This window comes from Nonomuraea roseola (assembly GCF_039535395.1).
GTDB classification, from domain to species: Bacteria; Actinomycetota; Actinomycetes; order Streptosporangiales; family Streptosporangiaceae; genus Nonomuraea; species Nonomuraea roseola.
Genome location: NZ_BAAAXC010000005.1, coordinates 199,353 through 217,406 on the forward strand (window position 1 = coordinate 199,353; position 18,054 = coordinate 217,406).

Here is an 18,054-nt window from a genome sequence, read left to right on the forward strand (position 1 = left end):
CGAAGAATCGCGCAGGGGCAAAGGGGAGGGTGGGGCCACCCCACAGCCCCGGAGTCCGAATGAACACATCGAAGTCGGTGGCCGTCCTCGTCACGACGGCCGCGCTCACCGCCTCCTGCGGCGGCCAGGCCACTACCGGCGGCGGCGTCGTCGCCGGCGCCACCTACACCAGCACCGTCACCGCGGACCCAGGGGTGCTCGACCCCGCCACCGCCGTCCTGTCGGTGACCAACACCGTGCTGAGCTACGCCTACGACAGTCTCGTCGCGGCCAGGCCCGACGGCAGTCTGGTGCCCGCGCTGGCCGAGAAATGGGACGTCAAACCAGACTCCGTGACCTTCACCCTCCGCAAGAACGTCACCTGCGCCGACGGCTCGCCCGTCACCCCCTCGACCGTGGCGGCCAACTTCAGCCACATCGCCGACCCCGCCAGCAAGTCGCCGCTCAGGGGCGTGTTCGTCCCCGCCGACCTCACCGCCAAGGCCGACGACGCCGCCGGCACGGTCACGCTGGCCACGCCCAAGCCGTTCTCCTTCATCCTGGAGAGCGCCAGAGACGTCTACATCGTCTGCGGCAAGGGACTCAAGGACCGCTCGGTGCTGGCCAGGCAGACCTCGGGTTCGGGCCTGTTCCAGCTCACCGAGGCCGTCTCGGGTGACCACTACACCTTCGCCCTGCGTCAGGACTACGCCTGGGGGCCGCAGGGCGTCACGGGCAAGACGCCGGGGCTGCCTGCCAAGGTGGTGCTCAAGGTCATCCCGAACGAGCAGACGGCGGTCAACCTGCTGGCCTCGGGAGCGGTGAACGCCACCGTCGTGACGGGCTCGGACCGGCAGCGCGTGGAGGCCGACCCCTCGATCACCAAGCTGGTCGTCGCCCTCGGCAACGGCCAGTTCTTCTACCACCAGGGCGACGACAGGCCCGCCAAGGACCCCGCCGTCCGCAAGGCGCTCACCCAGGCCCTCAATCTCCAGCAGCTGGCGGGCGTCGCGAGCGGCGGCACTGGACGCAAGGCCACCAGCCTGGTCCTGGAGCCGCGGCCGTGCAAGGGCGACAGCGTGACCGGCCACGTCCCCGCCTACGACCTCCAGGCGGCCACGGCCGCGCTGGAGGCCGCCGGTTGGAAGCCCGGCCCCGACGGGATCAGGCAGAAGGACGGCAAGCGCCTCACCCTGCGCTACCTGTTCGTCACGACCAAGGGAGCGGCCGTCATGGCCGCGGCCGAGTTCCTGGCCGCCGAGTGGAAGAAGGCGGGCGTGGAGGTGAAGCTCAACGGCGTCATCGACACCAAGCTCGCCGAGTCGCTCAACGCCACCCAGGACTGGGACGTGGTCTGGCTGCCGATCGGTGTGTCGCTGCCGTCCCAGCTCATCGGCTTCCTGAGCGGCCCCGCCGCGCCCGAAGGCGCCAACTTCGCGCACCTGGACAACCCCCGCTACAACGAGCTGGTCGCCAAGGCGGGCAGCAAGCCGGCGCCGGCCAGCTGCGCCGACTGGGAGGCGGCGGAGTCGGCCCTGTTCGAGGCGGCCGACCTGGTACCGGTGATGGAGAGCACCGCGGTCGTCGCCACGAAGGGCGCCACCGTCCAGGCCATCTCCTTTATCGTCATCCCGAGCTCGATCCGCATGACGAAGGCGAGCTGACCTTGTTCGTGCTGCGCCGCCTGCTCAGGTTCGCGGCGGGGCTGGCCGCCCTGATGGTCGCCACGTTCGCGATGATCCACCTCATCCCCGGCGACCCCGTCAGGGCGGCCCTCGGCCCCCAGGCGCCACCAGACCTGATCGCCGCCCGCAGGGCCGCCCTCGGCCTGGACGACTCGCTGGTCCGGCAGTTCCTCGACTACGTCGGGGGCGTGTTCACCGGCGACTTCGGCACCTCCTTCCTCAGCGGGGAGCCGGTCGGCCAGATCGTGATGGACCGGCTGCCCAACACGCTGTCGCTGGCCGTCCTCGCGACCCTGGTGGCGCTGCTGGTGGGGGTGCCGCTCGGGCTGTGGGCCGCGATCCGCACGGAGAACGGCCGCAACAGGGGCACCGAGGTGGGCTTCACCACCGGCACGGGCGCCGCGGTCGCGGTCCCCGAGTTCCTCTACTCGATCGCGCTGGTCGTCGTCTTCGCCGTCGTGCTCGGCTGGCTGCCCCCCGCGGGCAAGGCCGGAGCGCTGTCGTACGTGCTGCCCGTGGCCGCGCTGTCCATCGGGCCCGCCGCGCTCATCGCCCGCCTCGTCAGGGCGGAGACGGCCCGCGAGCTGGGCAAGGACTACGTGCGCCTGGCCAGGGCCAAGCGGCTGCCCGCCGCGCGGGTCCACCTCAGGCACGTGCTGCCCAACGCGCTCACCGCCACGCTGACCACGGGAGGGCTGCTGCTCGGCGGCCTCATCGCGGGCAGCGTGCTGGTCGAGTCCGTCTTCGCGTGGCCGGGACTCGGCATGCGGATGACCGAGGCGATCACGCAGAAGGACTTCCCCGTCGCGCAGGGCGTGATCCTCGTCTACGGGGCGATCGTGCTCATCGTGAACACCGCCGTGGACCTGGCGCTGGCCGTGCTCGATCCCAAGTCGACCATCAAGGAGAGCTGATGCGGACCCCCTCAGGTCTGGCAGGGGCGGCCATCGTCGCGCTCATGCTCGTGCTGGCCGTCGCAGCGCCGCCGATCTGGGGCGACAGTGCCGAGCTGATCGACCCCGTCGCCGCGTTGCAGGGCGTCTCGGCCGCGCACCCGCTGGGCACCGACAACCTCGGCCGCGACATCCTGGCCAGGGTGCTCGTGGCGGCCAGGCTCTCCCTGCTGCTGGCCGCGTTGGCCACCGTCATCGGCGCGGCGATCGGCGTGGTGCTCGGCACTCTCCCCTCCGTCCTGCCGCGCAGGCTCGGACGGCTCGTGAGCTCCACGGTCAGCGCGCTGGTGGCCTTCCCCGGGCTGCTGCTGGCCATGTTCACCGCCGTCGTCGCGGGGCTCGGCGCGCGTGGCGCGGTGCTCGGCATCGGCGTCGCGCTCGCACCCGCGTTCGCCAGGCTCACCCAGACGCTGGCCGCCTCCATCGCGGGCTCCGACTTCGTGGCCGCCGCCCGCATGCTGGGCGTCTCGAAGGCGACGATCGTGCGCAGGCACGTGCTGCCGAACATCGCCGAACCGCTCATCCTCAACCTGACCGTCATGATCGGGGCCAGCCTGGTGGGCCTCGCGGGCATGTCCTTCCTGGGCCTCGGCGTGCAGGCGCCGGGCTACGACTGGGGACGGCTGCTGTTCGACGGGTTCGCGCGCATCTACGTCAACCCGATGGTCGCGCTCGGGCCGGCGTTCATGGTGGTGCTGGCGGGGCTCGGCTTCAACCTCATGGGCGAGGCGCTGGCCAAGAGCGCCACCCGCTCGACCGTCCCGAAGGGCGCCGCGCCCGCCGCGCCGGCGCCGGAGGCGGGGGAGGCCGACCCCGAGGCCGTGCTGGAGGTCAGGAACCTCAGCGTCACCTTCCCCGGCGGCGTCACGCCGGTGCGCGAGGTGTCGCTCACCGTGGGGCCTGGCGAGATCGTCGGCCTGGTCGGCGAGTCGGGCAGCGGGAAGAGCCTGACGGCCTACGCCGTCGGCGGCCTCGTGCCCTACCCTGGCGTGGTCGGCGGCGGCCCCGTGCTGCTCGACGGGCAGGACGTCCACGCGCTGCCGGCCACCGAGCGGAGGAAGTTGCTCGGCACCTCGCTGGCCATGGTCTTCCAGGACCCGATGGCCTCGCTCAACCCCGCACTCAAGGTCGGCGGCCAGCTCGCCGAGGTGGCCACCGTCCACCAGGGCGCGACCAGAGCCGAGGCCTGGCAGAGGGCCGTCGACAGGCTCGGCCACGTGCGCATCTCCGAACCGGCCCGCAGGGCGAGACAGCACCCGCACCAGCTGTCGGGCGGGATGCGGCAGCGCGCGGTCATCGCGATGGGACTCATGGGCGAGCCCAGGCTCATCATCGCCGACGAGCCGACCACCGGCCTCGACGTCACGGTCCAGCGGGAGATCCTTCGCCTGCTACGTGAGGTCACCGAGGAGAGCGCGGCGGCGACGCTGTTCATCTCGCACGACATGGCCGTGGTCGGGTCGCTGTGCGACAGGGTGGTGGTCATGTACGCGGGACGCGTGGTGGAGGAGCTGCCCGCCGACAGGCTCGTCTCGGGCGCCGCCCACCCTTACACCCGCGCGCTGGTCGCCTCGGTGCCCGACATGTCGGCCGACAGGTCGCTCCCCCTGGCCAGCATCCCCGGCCGTCAGCCGGGGCCCGCGGAGGTGGGGGAGGGGTGCGCGTTCGCCGAGCGCTGCGCCCTGTCCACCGACCGCTGTACGGCCACGCGCCCGCCACTGGAAGAGCACGGCAAGGCGCACCGTGTCGCCTGCTGGGAGGCATCATGATCATCAAAGGGCTGACCGTCAGGTTCGGCGCGTTCACCGCCGTGGACGACGTCACGCTGGAGGTCCCCGAGGGCCGCATCGTCGGCCTGGTCGGCGAGTCGGGGTCGGGCAAGTCCACCCTGGCGCGAGCGGTGAGCGGGCTGGTGCCGTACACGGGGGAGATCGTCGACGGCGACGGCGTGCAGATGGTCTTCCAGGACCCCTACGCCTCGCTGAACCCCAGGATGACCGTCGGCGCCTCGGTGGCCGAGGGGCTGCGCCGTCCCACGCCCGCGGACGTCGAACGGCTGCTCGGCCTGGTGTCACTGCCCCCGCAGCTGGCCTCCCGCTATCCGCGCGAGCTGTCGGGCGGCATGCGGCAGCGCGTGGCGATCGCCAGGGCGCTGGGCGCCTCGCCGAGACTGCTGGTGGCCGACGAGATCACCTCGGCCCTCGACGTGTCCGTGCAGGGCGCGGTGCTCAACCTCGTGCGCGGCCTCAGGGCCGAGCTGGGGCTGTCGATGCTGTTCATCTCGCACAACCTGGCCGTGGTGCGCTACGTCGCCGACGAGATCGCGGTGATGCGGGAGGGCAGGGTGGTCGAGCACGGCCCCACCCGGCAGGTGGTGGAGACGCCCGCGCACCCCTACACCCGCGACCTGCTGGCGGCCGTGCCCCGCCTGCCCGCTCCCTGAGCCGGCCGCACGGGCGCCGTCACTTCGCGGGGTGCCTCGGCGACAGCCACCGCATCCACGACGGACGGGCCGCGACGGCGGGGCCCGTCATCGGCTCGGAGGCGGGCGGGGTGGGCACGATGACCAGCGTGCAACGCGCGTGGCGGATGCAGTAGCGGCGGGTGGAGGGCAGCAGCAGCCTGTCCAGCCCGCCCCTGCGCCCCCTGCCCACCACCAGCAGGTCGCCTGGCCTGGCCAGCTCCACCAGCAGCGGCCCCGGCTCGCCGAGCCTGGCGAGCGAGGCCGTGGTGAGGTCGGAGGGTGTCCCGCCCGTCATGTCCTCGAACAGGTCGCGGATGAGCTCGACGCTCCTGGCCTCCTCGAACTGCCTGATCGCGTGCGTGTACGGCAGCGCCTCGGGAAAGGGGTGCACGGAAGCCCGGCTGACATGGACGGCGACCAGCGCCATGCCCCACAGCCGGGCCGCGCCGACCGCCCAGGCCAGCGCCCAGCGGGAGGCGGGAGAGTCGTCCACACCGACGATCACACGCGGTTCCACGGGTAGCATCGCGTCCTCCTCGAAAGAGGTACGCGTCCATACTGCGCCTCTCAGGGCCTCTCGACCACGTAATAGGACTTCGCATGGAAACCTGTTACCCGAGCGCCACCATCGAGCAGCCCGCCCAGGACGTCGCGCACCGCGTGCCGCCAGGCCTTCGCCGCGCCCGCGTCCTCCTTGCGCAGCGACTCCACGTCCTCGGGGACCGCCACCAGCAGGACCCGGGCGTCCATGGAGCCCTCGACGGGCCTGCCCGCCTCCTCTCGCAGCGCCACCCGCGACCCCTCGACGGTGAACGGCGAAGGTGGCGCGCCCAGCCGCCACACGGCCAGCAGCCGATCCGACTCGTCCCCCTTGTTGACGGCGTCGTCCATCGCGCCGTAGAAGCTGGGCAGGTACTTCTCGGGCCTGGCGCCCAACTTGGCCAGGTTGAAGTGCGCGTTGCGGCGCACCAGCGGGTCGTAGGTCCAGGTGATGCGGTCGAGCCCGCGATCGAGCGCCCACGTGCGCTGGTGCCGCTTGAGCTCCAGCCCGATGCCCCTGCCGGTGAGCGCTCCCGTGATGTGGGAGTGCAGCGCGGCGCCCTCGGCGAAGAAGGCCACCGAGGCGCCGACCATCAGCCCGCCCTCGTAGGCGCCCGCCACGTAGTTGCCCGCGTGCGAGAGCGCCCGCATCATCTCGGGGTTGACCGGCTGGTTGCCTGGCTCGAAGCCCCAGATGCCGGTGAAGAGCCTGAAGGCCTCGGCGAACTCCTCCAGGCGGTGCAGCTCCCTGATCTCGATCACCGCAGGGCCTCGCCGAAGAGCCTGTGCACGTTGCCGCCGAGGATCTTGAGCACGTCCTTGTCGGGGACGCCCCTGCCGACCAGGGCCTCGGTGACCAGGGGCAGCCCGCGGGGCCCTTCGAGCCCCTGAACGGTGGCGTAGGGGTCGAGCTCGCCGAAGCCGAGGTCCTCGCAGCAGGGCGGGGTCAGGTCCTGCAGCACCTCGCGGACGAAGTCGGGGCCCAGGCCCACGTGGTCGACACCGGCGACGGAGGCGATGTGCTCGATGTGGTCCACGAGCGTGTCGAGGGTGTAGCCGGAGGGGTCGGCCGCCAGGAAGTGCGGGAAGAAGTTCACGCACACGACGCCGCCCGTCGCCGCGACACCCCTGATCTGGTCGTCGGTGAGGTTGCGGTGGTGGTCGCGCAGGGCTCTGGCCGAGGAGTGGGTGGCCATGACGGGCCTGGTGGCCAGCTCCAGCACGTGGGCGACGCCTGAGGCGCCGAGGTGGGAGACGTCGAACAGGATGCCGAGGCGTTCCATCTCCTTGAGCGCCTCGACGCCGTGGGAGGTGAGGCCGCTGCCGGTGGCGTCCTCGCCGCTGCCGTCGGCCAGCGGGGTGCGGCCCCAGTGGGCGATCGAGGCCACCCGGACGCCGAGGCGGTGCATGGTCGGGATCAGTTCCACGCTGGCGTCGATGCCGGGCATGCTCTCCATGGCCAGGACCAGCGCGATCCTGTCCTCGGCGAGGGCGGCGTCGATCTGGGCGGCGTCGAGGCAGAGCGCCACGGCGTCGGCGTTGCCCTCGGCGATGACGTGCGCGCACTCGATCATGCGCAGCGTCTGCCTGAGCGAGCCCTCGGGCCTGAAGGCGTCGTCGATGAAGACGGGCAGCACCTGCAGCCTCACCCCGCCCTCGCGCAGCTGGGGCAGCCACTGCTCGGCGAAGAAGGGCGCCCACCGCTCGGGTGGGCGCGCGGCTACGGCCATCAACAGGTCGTTATGGGTGTCCGCGACCACGGCGCGGCGGTGGAGGTCCAGCGACATGTCCGTGACGCTATGCCAAAGCACAAGTCCCGAATTCGTCCTGTGACATCAAGACCCGGCCGTTCTTCGTGCGGGAGCCCAACCGCTCAGCCGAGCGGGATCCACTCCGTCGAGGTGGTGACCTCGTCGAGGATCTCCTTGACGGGATCGACGCCCAGGCCGGGGCCAGACGGCACGTTGAGGTGGCCGCCGTCGAGCTCGAAGGGCTCGGTGATGTCGGTGGCGTAGTAACGGCGCGAGCCCGAGGTGTCGCCCGGCAGCGTGAAGCCGGGCAGCGCGGCCAGCGCCACGTTGGCGGCCCTGCCGAGGCCCGTCTCCAGCATGCCGCCGCACCACACCGCGATGCCGTGCGCCCTGCACAGGTCGTGGATGCGCCGCGCCTCCAGGTATCCGCCGATCCTGCCCGGCTTGATGTTGACGATCGAGCAGGCCTTGAGCGAGATGGCGGCCGCGGCGTGCTCGGCCGACTCGATCGACTCGTCCAGGCAGATCGGGGTGCGCAGGCGCTTGGCCAGCTCGGCGTGCTGCACCAGGTCGTCGTTGGCCAGCGGCTGCTCGATGAGCAGCAGGCCGAAGTCGTCGAGCCTGGCCAGCTGCTGGGCGTCGACCAGGGTGTAGGCGGCGTTCGCGTCGACCTGCAGCAGCACCTCGTCGCCGAACCGCTCCCTGACCGCGCGCACCGGCTCGACGTCCCAGCCGGGCTCGATCTTCAGCTTGATCCTGACGTAGCCCTCGTCCAGGTAGCCCTCCACCGCCTCGAGCAGCTGAGGGATGGAGTCCATGATGCCGACCGACACCCCGCAGGGCACCCTGTCCCTCGTGGCGCCGAGGAACTGGCCGAACGACTCGCCCGAGGCCCTCAGCTGGGCGTCGAGCACGGCCGTCTCCAGCGCCGCCTTGGCCATGCGGTGGCCCTTGATCGGCTCGAGGGCGTGGCCCACGCCGTACGCGTCGACGTTGTCGGGCAGCGCGGGCAGCAGGAAGCGGCGGATCACCGCGGCGGCTCCGTCGACGTACTCGGAGGAGTAGAGCGGCTCTGACATCGCCACGCACTCGCCCCACCCCTCGGCGTCGGGGGTGACCACTCTGACCAGGAGGACGTCCCTGTCGTGCTCGGTGCCGAAGGACGTGCGGAACGGCGCGACCAGCGGCATCGCGATCCGGCGCAGCTCCACTCCGGTGATTTTCATGCTCTCTCCACTTCGTAGCACGGACTCCGTCCGACGCTAGGCCACGACGGTCCCCCGACGATTCGTGCCGGACGCCCGAATCAGGCGGTTTCTTCGTGTCCTACCCCCAATCGAGGAGCACCTATGATCTCCGGGTGAGCGATGAGATCCGCGAAGTGCTGGGCTGGAGCGAATGGACGGCGGAGCCGCTGACGCACAACGCCATGAACGCGGTGACCAAGGGCATCTGGCGGCTGCGCGGCGACCGGCCCGTCATCCTCAAGGTGCTCACCAGCGCGGACGAGGGCGGGCTGGGGTGGGCCGCCTCGCACGACCCCAGGCACTGGAACTACTGGCGCAGGGAGGCCGAGGTCTACGCCGACGGGCTGCCCGAGCTGTGGAAGGGCAGCGGGCTGCGCGCGCCCGAGCTGGTCGCGATGGTCGAGAGGGACGACGGCGACGTGGCGCTCTACCTGGAGGACGCCGGGGGCGAGCGGCTGACCTTCGAGCGGCACGCGGTGATGGCCAGGCAGCTCGGCAGGGCCCAGGGCGGCTCGCTCGCGCCCGACCGGCCGTGGCTGAGCAGGTCGTTCCTGCGCGAGTACGTGGAGTCGAAGGACGTGCCGTACGAGCTGCTCGACGACGAGGCGGCGTGGCGGCACCCGTTGGTGGGCGAGCACTTCCCGCCCGGCCTGCGCGCGGAGCTGGTCAGGCTGCACAGGGACCGCGAGTGGTTCCTGCGGCTGATGGAGTCGCTGCCGCGCGCCCTGTGCCACCTGGACGTGTGGCCGAACAACCTGCTGGCGCGCGGGCCTGAGACCGTCCTGCTGGACTGGGCCTTCACCGGTGACGGCGCGCTCGGTGAGGACATCGGCAACCACGTGCCCGACAGCGTCTTCGACCTGTTCGTGCCCGCCGCCGAGCTGCCCGCCCTCGACCGCGCCGTCTTCGGCGCCTACGTGCGGGGCCTGCGGGAGGCGGGCTGGTCGGGTGACGAGCGGCTGGTACGGCTGGCGGTGTGCGCCTCGGCGGTCAAGTACGACTGGCTGGTGCCCATGATGCTGCGCGCCGTGGACAGGGAGCAGCTCGACTACGGGGGCGGGCGGCCCGTCGAGGCGGCCCGCCGCTACCGCGAGCGCGGTGCGGCGATGATGTTCCTGGCCGGATGGGCCGACGAGGCCCGCCGCCTGGCCGACGCGGTGGCGCTCTAAAGGGGGCCGCCGGTGGGGCGCTCTAGAGGGGGCCGCCGGTGGGGCGCGACGCGGGCTCCCCACAGCCGTCGAGGGCGGTCAGGGCGGCGCCGAGCAGGCCCGCGCGGGAGCCGAGCGCGGCGGGGAGCATCGGGGGTCCGCAGGGACGGCGGGCGTTGAGCGCCGTGAAGCGCTCGGCGGCGATCGCGGTGACGACGCTGCCGCTGGTTCCGAGCCCGCCGCCCAGGACCACCACGTCGGGGTCGAGCAGCGACACCAGCCATGACGCCACGGTTCCCACCGCGAGGCCCGCGCTCTTCACGACCTCCCGTGCCGCCGCCGCGCCGGCCGCGTCGGCCTCGGGGGTCAAAAGCGCCATCACCTCGCGCGCGCCAGGCAGCGCCAGCCCCGTCATGGCCGCGAAGCGCTCGGCGATGCCCAGCCCCGAGGCGTAGCGCTCCAGGTTGCCCCGCCAGCGGGAATCCACCTCCGAGGGGACGCCCAGCTCGCCCAGCGCGATCGCCTCACCCCTGCGGCCTGTCACGCACACGCCGTCCAGCACCAGCGTGGACGACAGGCCCGTGCCCCACGACAGGTAGAGCACCGAGCGCGCCCCGCGTCCCGCGCCCATGCGCGCCTCGGCCAGCGCCCCGCACCGAACGTCGGACTCCACGGTGACCGGCACCCCCGGCAGGGCGGCGGCGATCAGATCGCCTGGCTGCTCGGTCCAGTCCAGCACCTCGCGGGCGGTGAGCCGCCCGTCCCTGACGTACTCGGGGAAGCCGCAGCCGGCGCCGGTGATCGTCAGCCCGTCGGCGGCGGCCGAGGCGGCCAGGGCGGAGACGACGCGCAGCGTGACCTGCGAGCCCGGGTCCTTCCTGCTCGGCAGGGCGTGCTCGCGCACGAGCGACCCGTCGGGTCTGACGAGCGCTCCCAGCACCTTGGTGCCGCCCGCGTCGACGGCGACCACGACGCTGCCGTTCTGGTCGTGCAATGTCACGCTCCCTCCGTGAAGTTCCAGCTCAGCGCGGAATCGGCTCGACTAGGGACCATACATCAGTTGGACCTAATGTCTTAACAAACGTTTGACACGGCGCTGTCCCGCTCGATAGAAAAATCCCCACAAGCGATACGAAAGGGGATGTCCCTGATGGCCGCCGAGCTGCTCAGCCTCGCGACCAGCCTGCCCGACCCCGCTCTCGACCTGCACTACATCCACCACCCCGTGGACGTGCCCGAGGGAACGGGCGAGCTGGAGCTGGTGCTGGAGTACGACAAGATCGTGGACGTCGTCCAGATCTACGCCGTCCTCCTGGAGCCCGACGGCACCTTCCGCGGACACGTGCAGTGCCCCGGCGGGCCAGGCCCTCGCCGCCTGGTCATCAGGGTCGGCGCGAGCGACGCCACCCCCGGCTGCGTCGCGGGCCCGATCCCCGCCGGAGGCTGGACCGTGCGGCTCGACCTCGACAGGCACAAGGTCGCCGCGCCGTACCGGCTGGCGGTCACGGCCAGGCAGGGGCACGGCGTGGCGCCGGAGGTAAACGTTTCCGCTCCCGAGCTGATCGGCGGTCCCGGCTGGTACCGGGGCGAGCTGCACAGCCACTCCCTGCACTCCGACGGCCAGAAGCCGGTCGGAGACCTGGTGAAGGCCGCCAAGCGGGCCGGCCTCGACTTCCTGGCGATCTCCGACCACTTCACCGCCTCGCACTGGCACGACCTGCCAGGCCACGACGGTGAAGGGCTGGTCCTGCTGCACTCGATGGAGCTGACCAGCCACCGCGGTCACGCCAACCTGCACGGCCTCACGCGCTGGGTCGACACCTACGTCGACAGGCCCGAGCACACCATGACCCACGTCGCCGACGACGTGCACGAGCAGGGCGGCCTGGTCTGCGTCAACCACGCCTTCAGCGGGGACCAGGCCTGGCGGCGCTTCGACACCCCGTGGGACAGGATCGACCTCATCGAGATCGCCCACCTGCAGCAGGGCGCCAACAACGATGCCCAGATCGGCCTGTGGGACAGGCTGCTGACCGCGGGCCACCGGGTGATCGGCGTGGCGGGCAGCGACTGCCACGACCCCGACGACGAGGGTCAGGCCCTCGGCCAGGTCGTCACCGTCGTCCACGCGGGGGAGGGCAGCGAGAGAGGCGTCGTCGACGGGCTCAGGAACGGCCGGGTGTGGGTGTGGCGCGGCGCCGACCTCGACTTCCACGTCAACGGCGCCGTCATGGGCGCGGCCACGGAGCCGGGCGAGGACGGCCTGGTCACCATCGACGTCGACGTCAGGGCCGACGAGCCCGTCGTCGTGTTCGTGCTGCGCGACGGCCTGCTCATCAACGTCGTGCCCGCCGACGACAGGCCGGGCGAGTGGCAGCGCGTCACTGTGCTCGACCGGATCGAAGGGCCCGGCTACTACCGGGCCGAGGTGCACGCCGATCCGGGCAGGAACGACCCCCAGTTCTGGGCGAGCTCCCTTCGGGACCACAGCTCGCTGAGGGCCGCGAGCAACCCCGTGTGGGTGCGGTCCGAGCTCACATGATCAGGAGAAACTCCATGCGGTACATCCCCTCTCTGAGTGTCGCGTTGCTGGCACTGGCGGTCACGGGCTGCTCAGGCGTCCTGACCAACAACGCCGGCGCGGGCGGTGAGGGCGACGCCAAGACCCTGACGCTCTACACGGTGAGCGGTCCCGAGGTCACCGATCCGATCCTGGCCGCCTTCAAGGCCGCGCACCCCGACATCACCGTCCAGCGGATCGGCCTGCCCGGCACCGGCGAGGCCTTCGCCAGGGTGCGGGCCGAGAAGGACAGGCCCCTCGGCGACGTGATCTGGGGCGGCTCCTCCGAGCTCTACACGGCCAACGCCGACCTGATCGCCCCCGTCGAGCTGCCCAACGACGCCTCCACCGTCGCCAAGGACCCCCAGCACGTCTGGCACGCCACCGACCTGCTCTTCCAGGCCATCGCGGTCAACGCGGACAAGTTCGCCGACGCCGCGAAGCACCCCACGACCCTGGAGGACCTGGCCAAGCCCGGCTACGCCGGAGGGAAGGTCGCCTTCGCCACCCCGAAGTCCTCGGGCACCTCCTACAGCCTGCTCACCACGATGGTGACGCTGCACGACTGGGACTACGTCACCCGGTTCGCCGGGAACGCCACCCTGCTCGACGGCTCGACCGCGATGTTCAACATGGTCAAGGACGGCGAGGTCGGAACCTCCTTCATCAACGAGGACCTCGGCGCCAAGTGGATCGCGGCGGGCGTGAAGATCAAGCTGATCTACCCGGCCGACGGCGTGTCCAACCAGATCGGCTCGGCCGGCGTCATCAAGGGCGCCAAGCACCAGGAGGCGGCCAAGACCTTCGTGGACTTCCTGATGTCGAAGCAGGCCCAGCAGGTCATGGTCGACAAGGTGCAGCGCCGCTCCTCGCGCGGCGACATCGCCGCGCCCCAGGGCCTGCCGCCGGTCGACCAGATCAAGCTCGCCAAGGTCGACCCGAAATGGGCAGCCGACGACAAGGACAAGATCCTCCAGCAGTTCGACGACGCGGTGAAGAATGCCCAGAACTGACCCGTGGCGGCTCGCGGGGCTGGTCGCACTGGCCGTCCTGCTGATCTTCATCGTCTACCCGCAGCTGTGGATCGTCGGCTCGGCCTTCACCACCGACGGCGGCGAGTTCACGCTGGCCAGGTTCACCGCCTTCCTCACCGACTCGCGCTTCACCACCCCGCTGCTGCACAGCGTCGTGGTGAGCCTGGCGGTCGGGGCCGGCGCGGCGCTGGTGGCGGTGCCCTTCGCGTTCGTGATGGCGCGCTACCGCATCCCTGGCCGCGAGGGCGTCATCACGATGCTGACGATGGCGACCACCTCGCCGCCCTTCCTCGGCGCCTACGCGTGGCTGCTGCTGCTCGGCAGCGGCGGCATCGTCACCAAGGCGATGAGGGGCATCGGCCTGCCGCTGCCGTTCGACTCCATCCTCGGGGTGGGCGGCATCATCTGGGTCGGGGTCTGGTTCACCTTCGCGCTGATCTTCCTCATGGTCTACGACGCCTTCAGGGCGGTGGACCCCGCGCTGGAGGAGGCGGCCGCCTCGGTCGGCTCCAAGCCGTGGCGCACCCACTGGAAGCTCACGATCCCGCTGGCGGTGCCCGCCATCGCCACCGGCTTCTACATGGCCGCGATGCGGATCTTCGCCGACTTCGGCACCCCGATGCTGATCGGCGGCGGCTACCAGATGCTGCCGGTCGTGGTCTACCAGAACTTCATGTCCGAGGTCGCCGCCAGCCCGGGCGTCGCCGCGGCCGCCAGCCTCATGATGGTGCTGGTCTCCGGCCTCGCGCTGATCGCCCAGCGGATGATCGTCTCCAGGCGGTCGTTCGCGGTCACCGGTAGCCGCCCCCAGCCGCTGCGCGAGCTGAGGCCGCTGCCCAAGGCGCTGGTCATGATCGGCATCTGGACGGCGCTGCTGCTGGCCTTCGTGCCGCACATCGTGGTCGTGCTGACCAGCTTCCTGCGCTGGCAGTCGGGCATCCTGCAGTGGGAGCCGACGCTCGGCAACTACAGCCAGCTCTTCCAGGAGTCGCTGCAGCCGATCGTGCTCAGCTTCGTCTTCGCAGGGATCGCCTGCCTGCTGGCGCTGGTGATGGGCGTGGTGGTGGCCTACATCGTGGCGCGCAAGAAGTTCAGGATCTCGGGGCCGCTGCTGAACAACCTGGTCATGGTGCCCTACATCCTGCCGGGCACGGTGTTCGCCATCGGGTTCATCCTGGCCTTCAACCACCTGCCGGTCATCCTCACGGGCACCGCCCTGATCATCGTGGTGGCCTACTTCATCAGGCGGCTGCCGTACGTGATGAAGTCGATCGAGACCGCGCTCGGCCAGATCCACCCCTCGCTGGAGGAGGCCGCGATGAGCGTGGGCGCGCCGCCCAGGCGCAGCTTCCGCGACATCGTGATCCCGATCATCAGGCCCGCGGTCATCTCGGGCGGCACGGTCGGCTTCCTGCAGATGATCACCGAGCTCTCCGCGACGGTCATGCTGTACGCGGTGCCGTGGGTGACCATGACCGTGGTCATCTTCACCAACGCGATGCAGCCCGGCAGCCCCTTCGGGGTCGCCTCGGCCATGACCACCGTGCTGATGGTGTCGGTCTACGTCCCGCTGTACCTGCTGCGCCGTCGCTACAAGACGGTCTCCCTCTGATCCCTCCCGCCCATCCATGGAGCATTCGATGGACATCCGTATTGAAGGCGTCTCCAAGTCCTTCGGGCCGACGGTCGCGCTGGAGTCGGTCGACCTGCGCGTCCCCTCGGGTCAGCTGGCCACGCTGCTCGGCTCCTCGGGCTGCGGCAAGACGACGCTGCTCAGGATCATCGCGGGCTTCGAGCAGGCCGACGGCGGCAGCATCCGCTTCGGCGAGCGCGACATCGCCAGGGTGCCGGTCTGGAAGCGCAACATCGGCTTCGTCTTCCAGAGCTACGCGCTCTGGCCGCACATGACGGTCGAGGAGAACGTCGCCTACGGCCTGCGCCTGCGCAAGCAGCCCAAGGACGAGATCAGGGACAAGGTCGCCAAGGGCCTGGCCATGGTCGGCCTGACCGGCAGGGAGCAGCGCCGTCCAGGGCAGCTGTCGGGCGGCCAGCAGCAGCGTGTGGCGCTGGCCCGCGCGCTCGCCCTCGAACCCGACGTGCTGCTGATGGACGAGCCGCTGTCGAACCTCGACGCCAAGCTGCGCGTCGAGATGCGCAGGGAGATCCGCCGCATCCAGCAGGAGACCGGCATCACCGCCATCTACGTCACCCACGACCAGGACGAGGCGCTGGAGATCTCCGACGTCGTCGCGGTCATGAACGGCGGCAACGTCGAGCAGATCGGCACCCCCGAGCAGATCTACGACGAGCCGCGCACCACCTTCGTGGCCTCCTTCGTCGGCAGCGTCTCCCTGCTGCAGGGCAGGGTCAGCGCGGGAGCGCTGCAGCTGGGCAGCGGCGACAAGATCGCCTTCGACGGGCCGCTCGGCGCCGAGGGGCAGGACGTGCACGTCGCCATCCGCCCCGAGGACCTGCTGCTGGTCGAGTCGGACGCCCAGTTCACGGGGAAGGTTCTGCACAGCAGCTTCCAGGGCAGCAGCCGCGAGTCGGTCGCCGAGCTGCCGGGCGGCCAGCACGTCACCTTCGAACACCGCCGCCCGCTGGCCACCGGCTCGACCGTCGGACTGACGGCCGAGCGCTTCACGGTCATCGTCAAGGACACCGGCGTCGCGTGACGCCGCTCATCGAACAGGAGTCACCCATGCGCCTCGGCGTCATCGGTCTCGGGCTCATCGCCCAGGCCGTCCACCTGCAGAACCTTCAGACGCTGCGCGAGAAGTACCAGGTCACCCACGTCTGCGACCTGTCGGCCACGCTGGCCGCGCAGGTCGCCGCGGAGTACGGCGGGCCCGTGCGGCACTCGACCGACGCCGCCGAGGTGCTGGCCGACCCCGAGGTGGACGCGGTCCTCATCCTGACCCCCGGCACCCACGCCTACCTGACCCGCAGGGCGCTCGAGGCGGGCAAGCACGTGCTGGCGGAGAAGCCGTTCGCGCACACCACGGCTGAGTGCCTGGAGCTCGACGCGCTGGCCGCGGCCAAGGGCCTGGTGCTGCAGGTGGCCTACATGAAGATGTACGACCCGATCATGGCCCGCGCCCGCGCCGAGCTGGCCGGCCTGGGCGCGCTCAGGCTCGTGCGGGTGACCGTGCTGCACCCCGACGACGACCCGCAGTTCGCCCACCAGCGCCACCTGCGCTACGGCGACGTCGACCCCGCCGCCGTCGACACCTCCTACGAGCGGGCGAAGGCGGCCGAGGCCGTCGGCGACCTCGGCGAGCCGTACGTGTCGATCTACACCAACGTGCTGCAGGGCTCGGTCGTGCACGAGCTGTCGGTGCTGCGCGCCCTGTTCGGCGAGCAGCCGCTCACCATCGCCCACGCCCAGGCCGCGGGGCTCAAGCCCGGAGTGAAGCTGGAGGAGCCGCCGCAGCTGCAGGCGCTCGGCACGCTCGGCGACGCCCAGCTGTCGCTGTCGTGGAACTGGCTGCCCGACTTCCCCGACTACGGCGAGGAGATCGCGGTCTTCGGCTCGGCCGGCCGCCTCTACCTCAGCATGCCTGGCCCCTACCTGCGCGACGCCAGGGCCGAGCTGGTCGTCGAGAGCGTGCAGGGCGGCGAGCGGGCCACCACCCGCCTCGTCTCCGACCACCGCACCGGCTTCGTCCACGAGCTGCTCGCCTTCCACGCCTCCGTCACCGAGGGCGCACCCGTCCTGTCCACCGCCACCGGCGCCGCCTACGACACCGCCGCCCTCCAGCAGATCGCAAGGAGCCTCGCATGAACAAGATCGCCTCTGCCCCCTGCAGCTACGGAGTGTTCGGCGGGCAGTCCATCGACATGAAGCCGGTCGAGCTGCTCGAGGCCATGGCCGCGGCCGGATACACCGGCAGCGAGCTCGGCCCTCCCGGATTCTTCGGCTCGCCCGCCGAGACCGCCAGGCTGTTCGCCGACAACGGCCTCACGGTCGTCGGCTCCTACGTGCCGCTGCACCTGTCGCTGTCGGAGGAGGTGCTGGCCGCCGACCTGGCCGCCATGCGCCACACCCTGGAGGAGCTGGCCGCCTCGGGCAACCCCGACGTGGTGGCCGTCCTCGCCGACGAGGGCGACGACGCCCTGCGCGCCAACCCCTGGCGCACCGGAGACGGCTGGGACGCCGCCACCTGGCAGCGCGCCGCTGACCGCGTCGCCGCCGCCTGCGAGGTCGTCAGGTCGTACGGCGTGCGCCCCGTCTTCCACCCCCACTACGCCACCTACGTCGAGCAGGCCGCCGAGATCGACAGGCTCATGGAGCTGACCGACGTCTCGCTCTGCCTCGACAGCGGCCACTTCGAACTCGGCGGCGCCTCGCCCGCGGCCTACGCGGAGAAGTACGCCGACCGCGTGCACCACGTCCACGTCAAGGACGTGCGCCACGCCGTCGTCGCCGACGCCAAGGCCCGCGGCGACGTCCATCTCGAGTCTTGGTGGGCCGACGTGGCCTGCCCGCTCGGCCGGGGCGACGTCGCACTCGAGCCCTTCCTCGCCCAGCTCAAGGCCAACGGCTACGCCGGCTGGTACGTCATCGAGCAGGACAGCGCCGCCGTCACCGCCGAGACGTGGGACGCCGTCATCGCCGACCAGCGGCACAACCACACCTGGCTGGCGGAGCGTCTGTGACCGAGCCGACCACCGAGCTCACTCCCGAGCTCAT

Annotated in this window: 16 protein-coding genes; 11 read left to right on the forward strand and 5 right to left on the reverse strand. The window is 71.2% G+C overall.

Annotated elements, in window-relative coordinates; all coding sequences use genetic code 11:
* Positions 1–59: 59 nt before the first annotated feature.
* Genes ABFX55_RS02775 through ABFX55_RS02790 form a run of 4 tightly spaced genes read left to right on the forward strand, consistent with a single transcriptional unit; the run spans position 60 to position 5,060 of the window.
* Complete coding sequence (locus ABFX55_RS02775; protein ID WP_346117284.1) at positions 60–1,643, forward strand: ABC transporter substrate-binding protein; 1,584 nt, start codon at positions 60–62, stop codon at positions 1,641–1,643.
* 8 nt (positions 1,644–1,651) lie between these two features.
* Positions 1,652–2,578, forward strand: a complete 927-nt coding sequence (locus ABFX55_RS02780) for an ABC transporter permease (protein ID WP_346118287.1) — start codon at positions 1,652–1,654, stop codon at positions 2,576–2,578.
* Complete coding sequence (locus ABFX55_RS02785; RefSeq protein WP_346117286.1) at positions 2,578–4,386, forward strand: dipeptide/oligopeptide/nickel ABC transporter permease/ATP-binding protein; 1,809 nt, start codon at positions 2,578–2,580, stop codon at positions 4,384–4,386. Before ABFX55_RS02780 ends, ABFX55_RS02785 begins: the two co-directional genes overlap by 1 nt.
* Positions 4,383–5,060 carry an ABC transporter ATP-binding protein gene (locus tag ABFX55_RS02790; protein WP_183644161.1) on the forward strand — a complete coding sequence of 226 codons (678 nt, stop codon included), beginning with the start codon at positions 4,383–4,385 and terminating at the stop codon, positions 5,058–5,060. The genes ABFX55_RS02785 and ABFX55_RS02790 overlap by 4 nt, the downstream gene beginning before the upstream one ends.
* 19 nt (positions 5,061–5,079) lie before the next feature.
* On the opposite strand, the gene ABFX55_RS02795 is transcribed toward ABFX55_RS02790, so the two are convergent.
* The 4 genes from ABFX55_RS02795 to menC all read right to left on the reverse strand — a co-directional run bounded on the left by ABFX55_RS02795 (position 5,080) and on the right by menC (position 8,598).
* The gene (locus tag ABFX55_RS02795) at positions 5,080–5,607 is read right to left on the reverse strand and encodes a universal stress protein (protein WP_346117288.1); all 528 of its coding nucleotides are present in this window, start codon (positions 5,605–5,607) and stop codon (positions 5,080–5,082) included.
* 41 nt (positions 5,608–5,648) lie between these two features.
* The gene (locus tag ABFX55_RS02800) at positions 5,649–6,383 is read right to left on the reverse strand and encodes a GNAT family N-acetyltransferase (RefSeq protein WP_346117290.1); all 735 of its coding nucleotides are present in this window, start codon (positions 6,381–6,383) and stop codon (positions 5,649–5,651) included.
* The gene (locus ABFX55_RS02805; RefSeq protein WP_346117292.1) at positions 6,380–7,408 is read right to left on the reverse strand and encodes a dipeptidase; all 1,029 of its coding nucleotides are present in this window, start codon (positions 7,406–7,408) and stop codon (positions 6,380–6,382) included. The genes ABFX55_RS02800 and ABFX55_RS02805 overlap by 4 nt, the downstream gene beginning before the upstream one ends.
* Before the next feature lie 86 nt (positions 7,409–7,494).
* Positions 7,495–8,598, reverse strand: coding sequence for an o-succinylbenzoate synthase (gene menC / locus ABFX55_RS02810; RefSeq protein WP_346117294.1), 1,104 nt, complete (start codon positions 8,596–8,598; stop codon positions 7,495–7,497).
* A 134-nt stretch (positions 8,599–8,732) separates the two neighbouring features.
* Between menC and ABFX55_RS02815 the strand changes: the two genes are divergently transcribed.
* A complete protein-coding gene (locus ABFX55_RS02815; RefSeq protein ID WP_346117296.1) occupies positions 8,733–9,788 on the forward strand; it encodes a protein kinase family protein in 1,056 nt (351 codons plus the stop codon).
* Positions 9,789–9,810: 22 nt separating this feature from the next.
* Here ABFX55_RS02815 and ABFX55_RS02820 read toward each other — a convergent pair whose 3' ends face one another.
* Positions 9,811–10,767, reverse strand: a complete 957-nt coding sequence (locus ABFX55_RS02820) for an ROK family protein (RefSeq protein WP_346117297.1) — start codon at positions 10,765–10,767, stop codon at positions 9,811–9,813.
* 141 nt (positions 10,768–10,908) lie between these two features.
* Here ABFX55_RS02820 and ABFX55_RS02825 point away from each other — a divergent pair, with 141 nt between their 5' ends.
* From ABFX55_RS02825 to ABFX55_RS02850, 6 genes are read left to right on the forward strand one after another with little or no spacing between them, the layout of a single operon-like run.
* Complete coding sequence (locus ABFX55_RS02825; protein WP_346117299.1) at positions 10,909–12,309, forward strand: CehA/McbA family metallohydrolase; 1,401 nt, start codon at positions 10,909–10,911, stop codon at positions 12,307–12,309.
* 14 nt (positions 12,310–12,323) lie between these two features.
* Positions 12,324–13,340, forward strand: coding sequence for an extracellular solute-binding protein (locus ABFX55_RS02830; RefSeq protein ID WP_346117301.1), 1,017 nt, complete (start codon positions 12,324–12,326; stop codon positions 13,338–13,340).
* Positions 13,327–14,973, forward strand: coding sequence for an ABC transporter permease (locus tag ABFX55_RS02835; RefSeq protein ID WP_346117303.1), 1,647 nt, complete (start codon positions 13,327–13,329; stop codon positions 14,971–14,973). The genes ABFX55_RS02830 and ABFX55_RS02835 overlap by 14 nt, the downstream gene beginning before the upstream one ends.
* A gap of 28 nt (positions 14,974–15,001) precedes the next feature.
* Positions 15,002–16,036: an ABC transporter ATP-binding protein gene (locus ABFX55_RS02840; RefSeq protein WP_346117305.1), complete on the forward strand. Its 1,035-nt coding sequence runs from the start codon at positions 15,002–15,004 to the stop codon at positions 16,034–16,036.
* Positions 16,033–17,145: a Gfo/Idh/MocA family protein gene (locus tag ABFX55_RS02845; protein ID WP_346117307.1), complete on the forward strand. Its 1,113-nt coding sequence runs from the start codon at positions 16,033–16,035 to the stop codon at positions 17,143–17,145. Before ABFX55_RS02840 ends, ABFX55_RS02845 begins: the two co-directional genes overlap by 4 nt.
* Positions 17,142–18,020 (forward strand): sugar phosphate isomerase/epimerase family protein, encoded by an 879-nt coding sequence (locus ABFX55_RS02850; RefSeq protein ID WP_346117309.1) that lies wholly within the window; start codon positions 17,142–17,144, stop codon positions 18,018–18,020. The genes ABFX55_RS02845 and ABFX55_RS02850 overlap by 4 nt, the downstream gene beginning before the upstream one ends.
* The last annotated feature ends 34 nt before the right edge of the window (positions 18,021–18,054 follow it).

Coding starts and splice junctions, on each gene's coding strand:
- ABFX55_RS02775 (WP_346117284.1), top strand. CDS start 60: ATGAACACATCGAAGTCGGTGGCCGTCCTCGTCACGACGGCCGCGCTC.
- ABFX55_RS02785 (WP_346117286.1), top strand. CDS start 2,578: ATGCGGACCCCCTCAGGTCTGGCAGGGGCGGCCATCGTCGCGCTCATG.
- ABFX55_RS02790 (WP_183644161.1), top strand. CDS start 4,383: ATGATCATCAAAGGGCTGACCGTCAGGTTCGGCGCGTTCACCGCCGTG.
- ABFX55_RS02795 (WP_346117288.1), bottom strand. CDS start 5,607: ATGCTACCCGTGGAACCGCGTGTGATCGTCGGTGTGGACGACTCTCCC.
- ABFX55_RS02805 (WP_346117292.1), bottom strand. CDS start 7,408: ATGTCGCTGGACCTCCACCGCCGCGCCGTGGTCGCGGACACCCATAAC.
- menC (WP_346117294.1), bottom strand. CDS start 8,598: ATGAAAATCACCGGAGTGGAGCTGCGCCGGATCGCGATGCCGCTGGTC.
- ABFX55_RS02825 (WP_346117299.1), top strand. CDS start 10,909: ATGTCCCTGATGGCCGCCGAGCTGCTCAGCCTCGCGACCAGCCTGCCC.
- ABFX55_RS02830 (WP_346117301.1), top strand. CDS start 12,324: ATGCGGTACATCCCCTCTCTGAGTGTCGCGTTGCTGGCACTGGCGGTC.
- ABFX55_RS02835 (WP_346117303.1), top strand. CDS start 13,327: ATGCCCAGAACTGACCCGTGGCGGCTCGCGGGGCTGGTCGCACTGGCC.
- ABFX55_RS02840 (WP_346117305.1), top strand. CDS start 15,002: ATGGACATCCGTATTGAAGGCGTCTCCAAGTCCTTCGGGCCGACGGTC.
- ABFX55_RS02850 (WP_346117309.1), top strand. CDS start 17,142: ATGAACAAGATCGCCTCTGCCCCCTGCAGCTACGGAGTGTTCGGCGGG.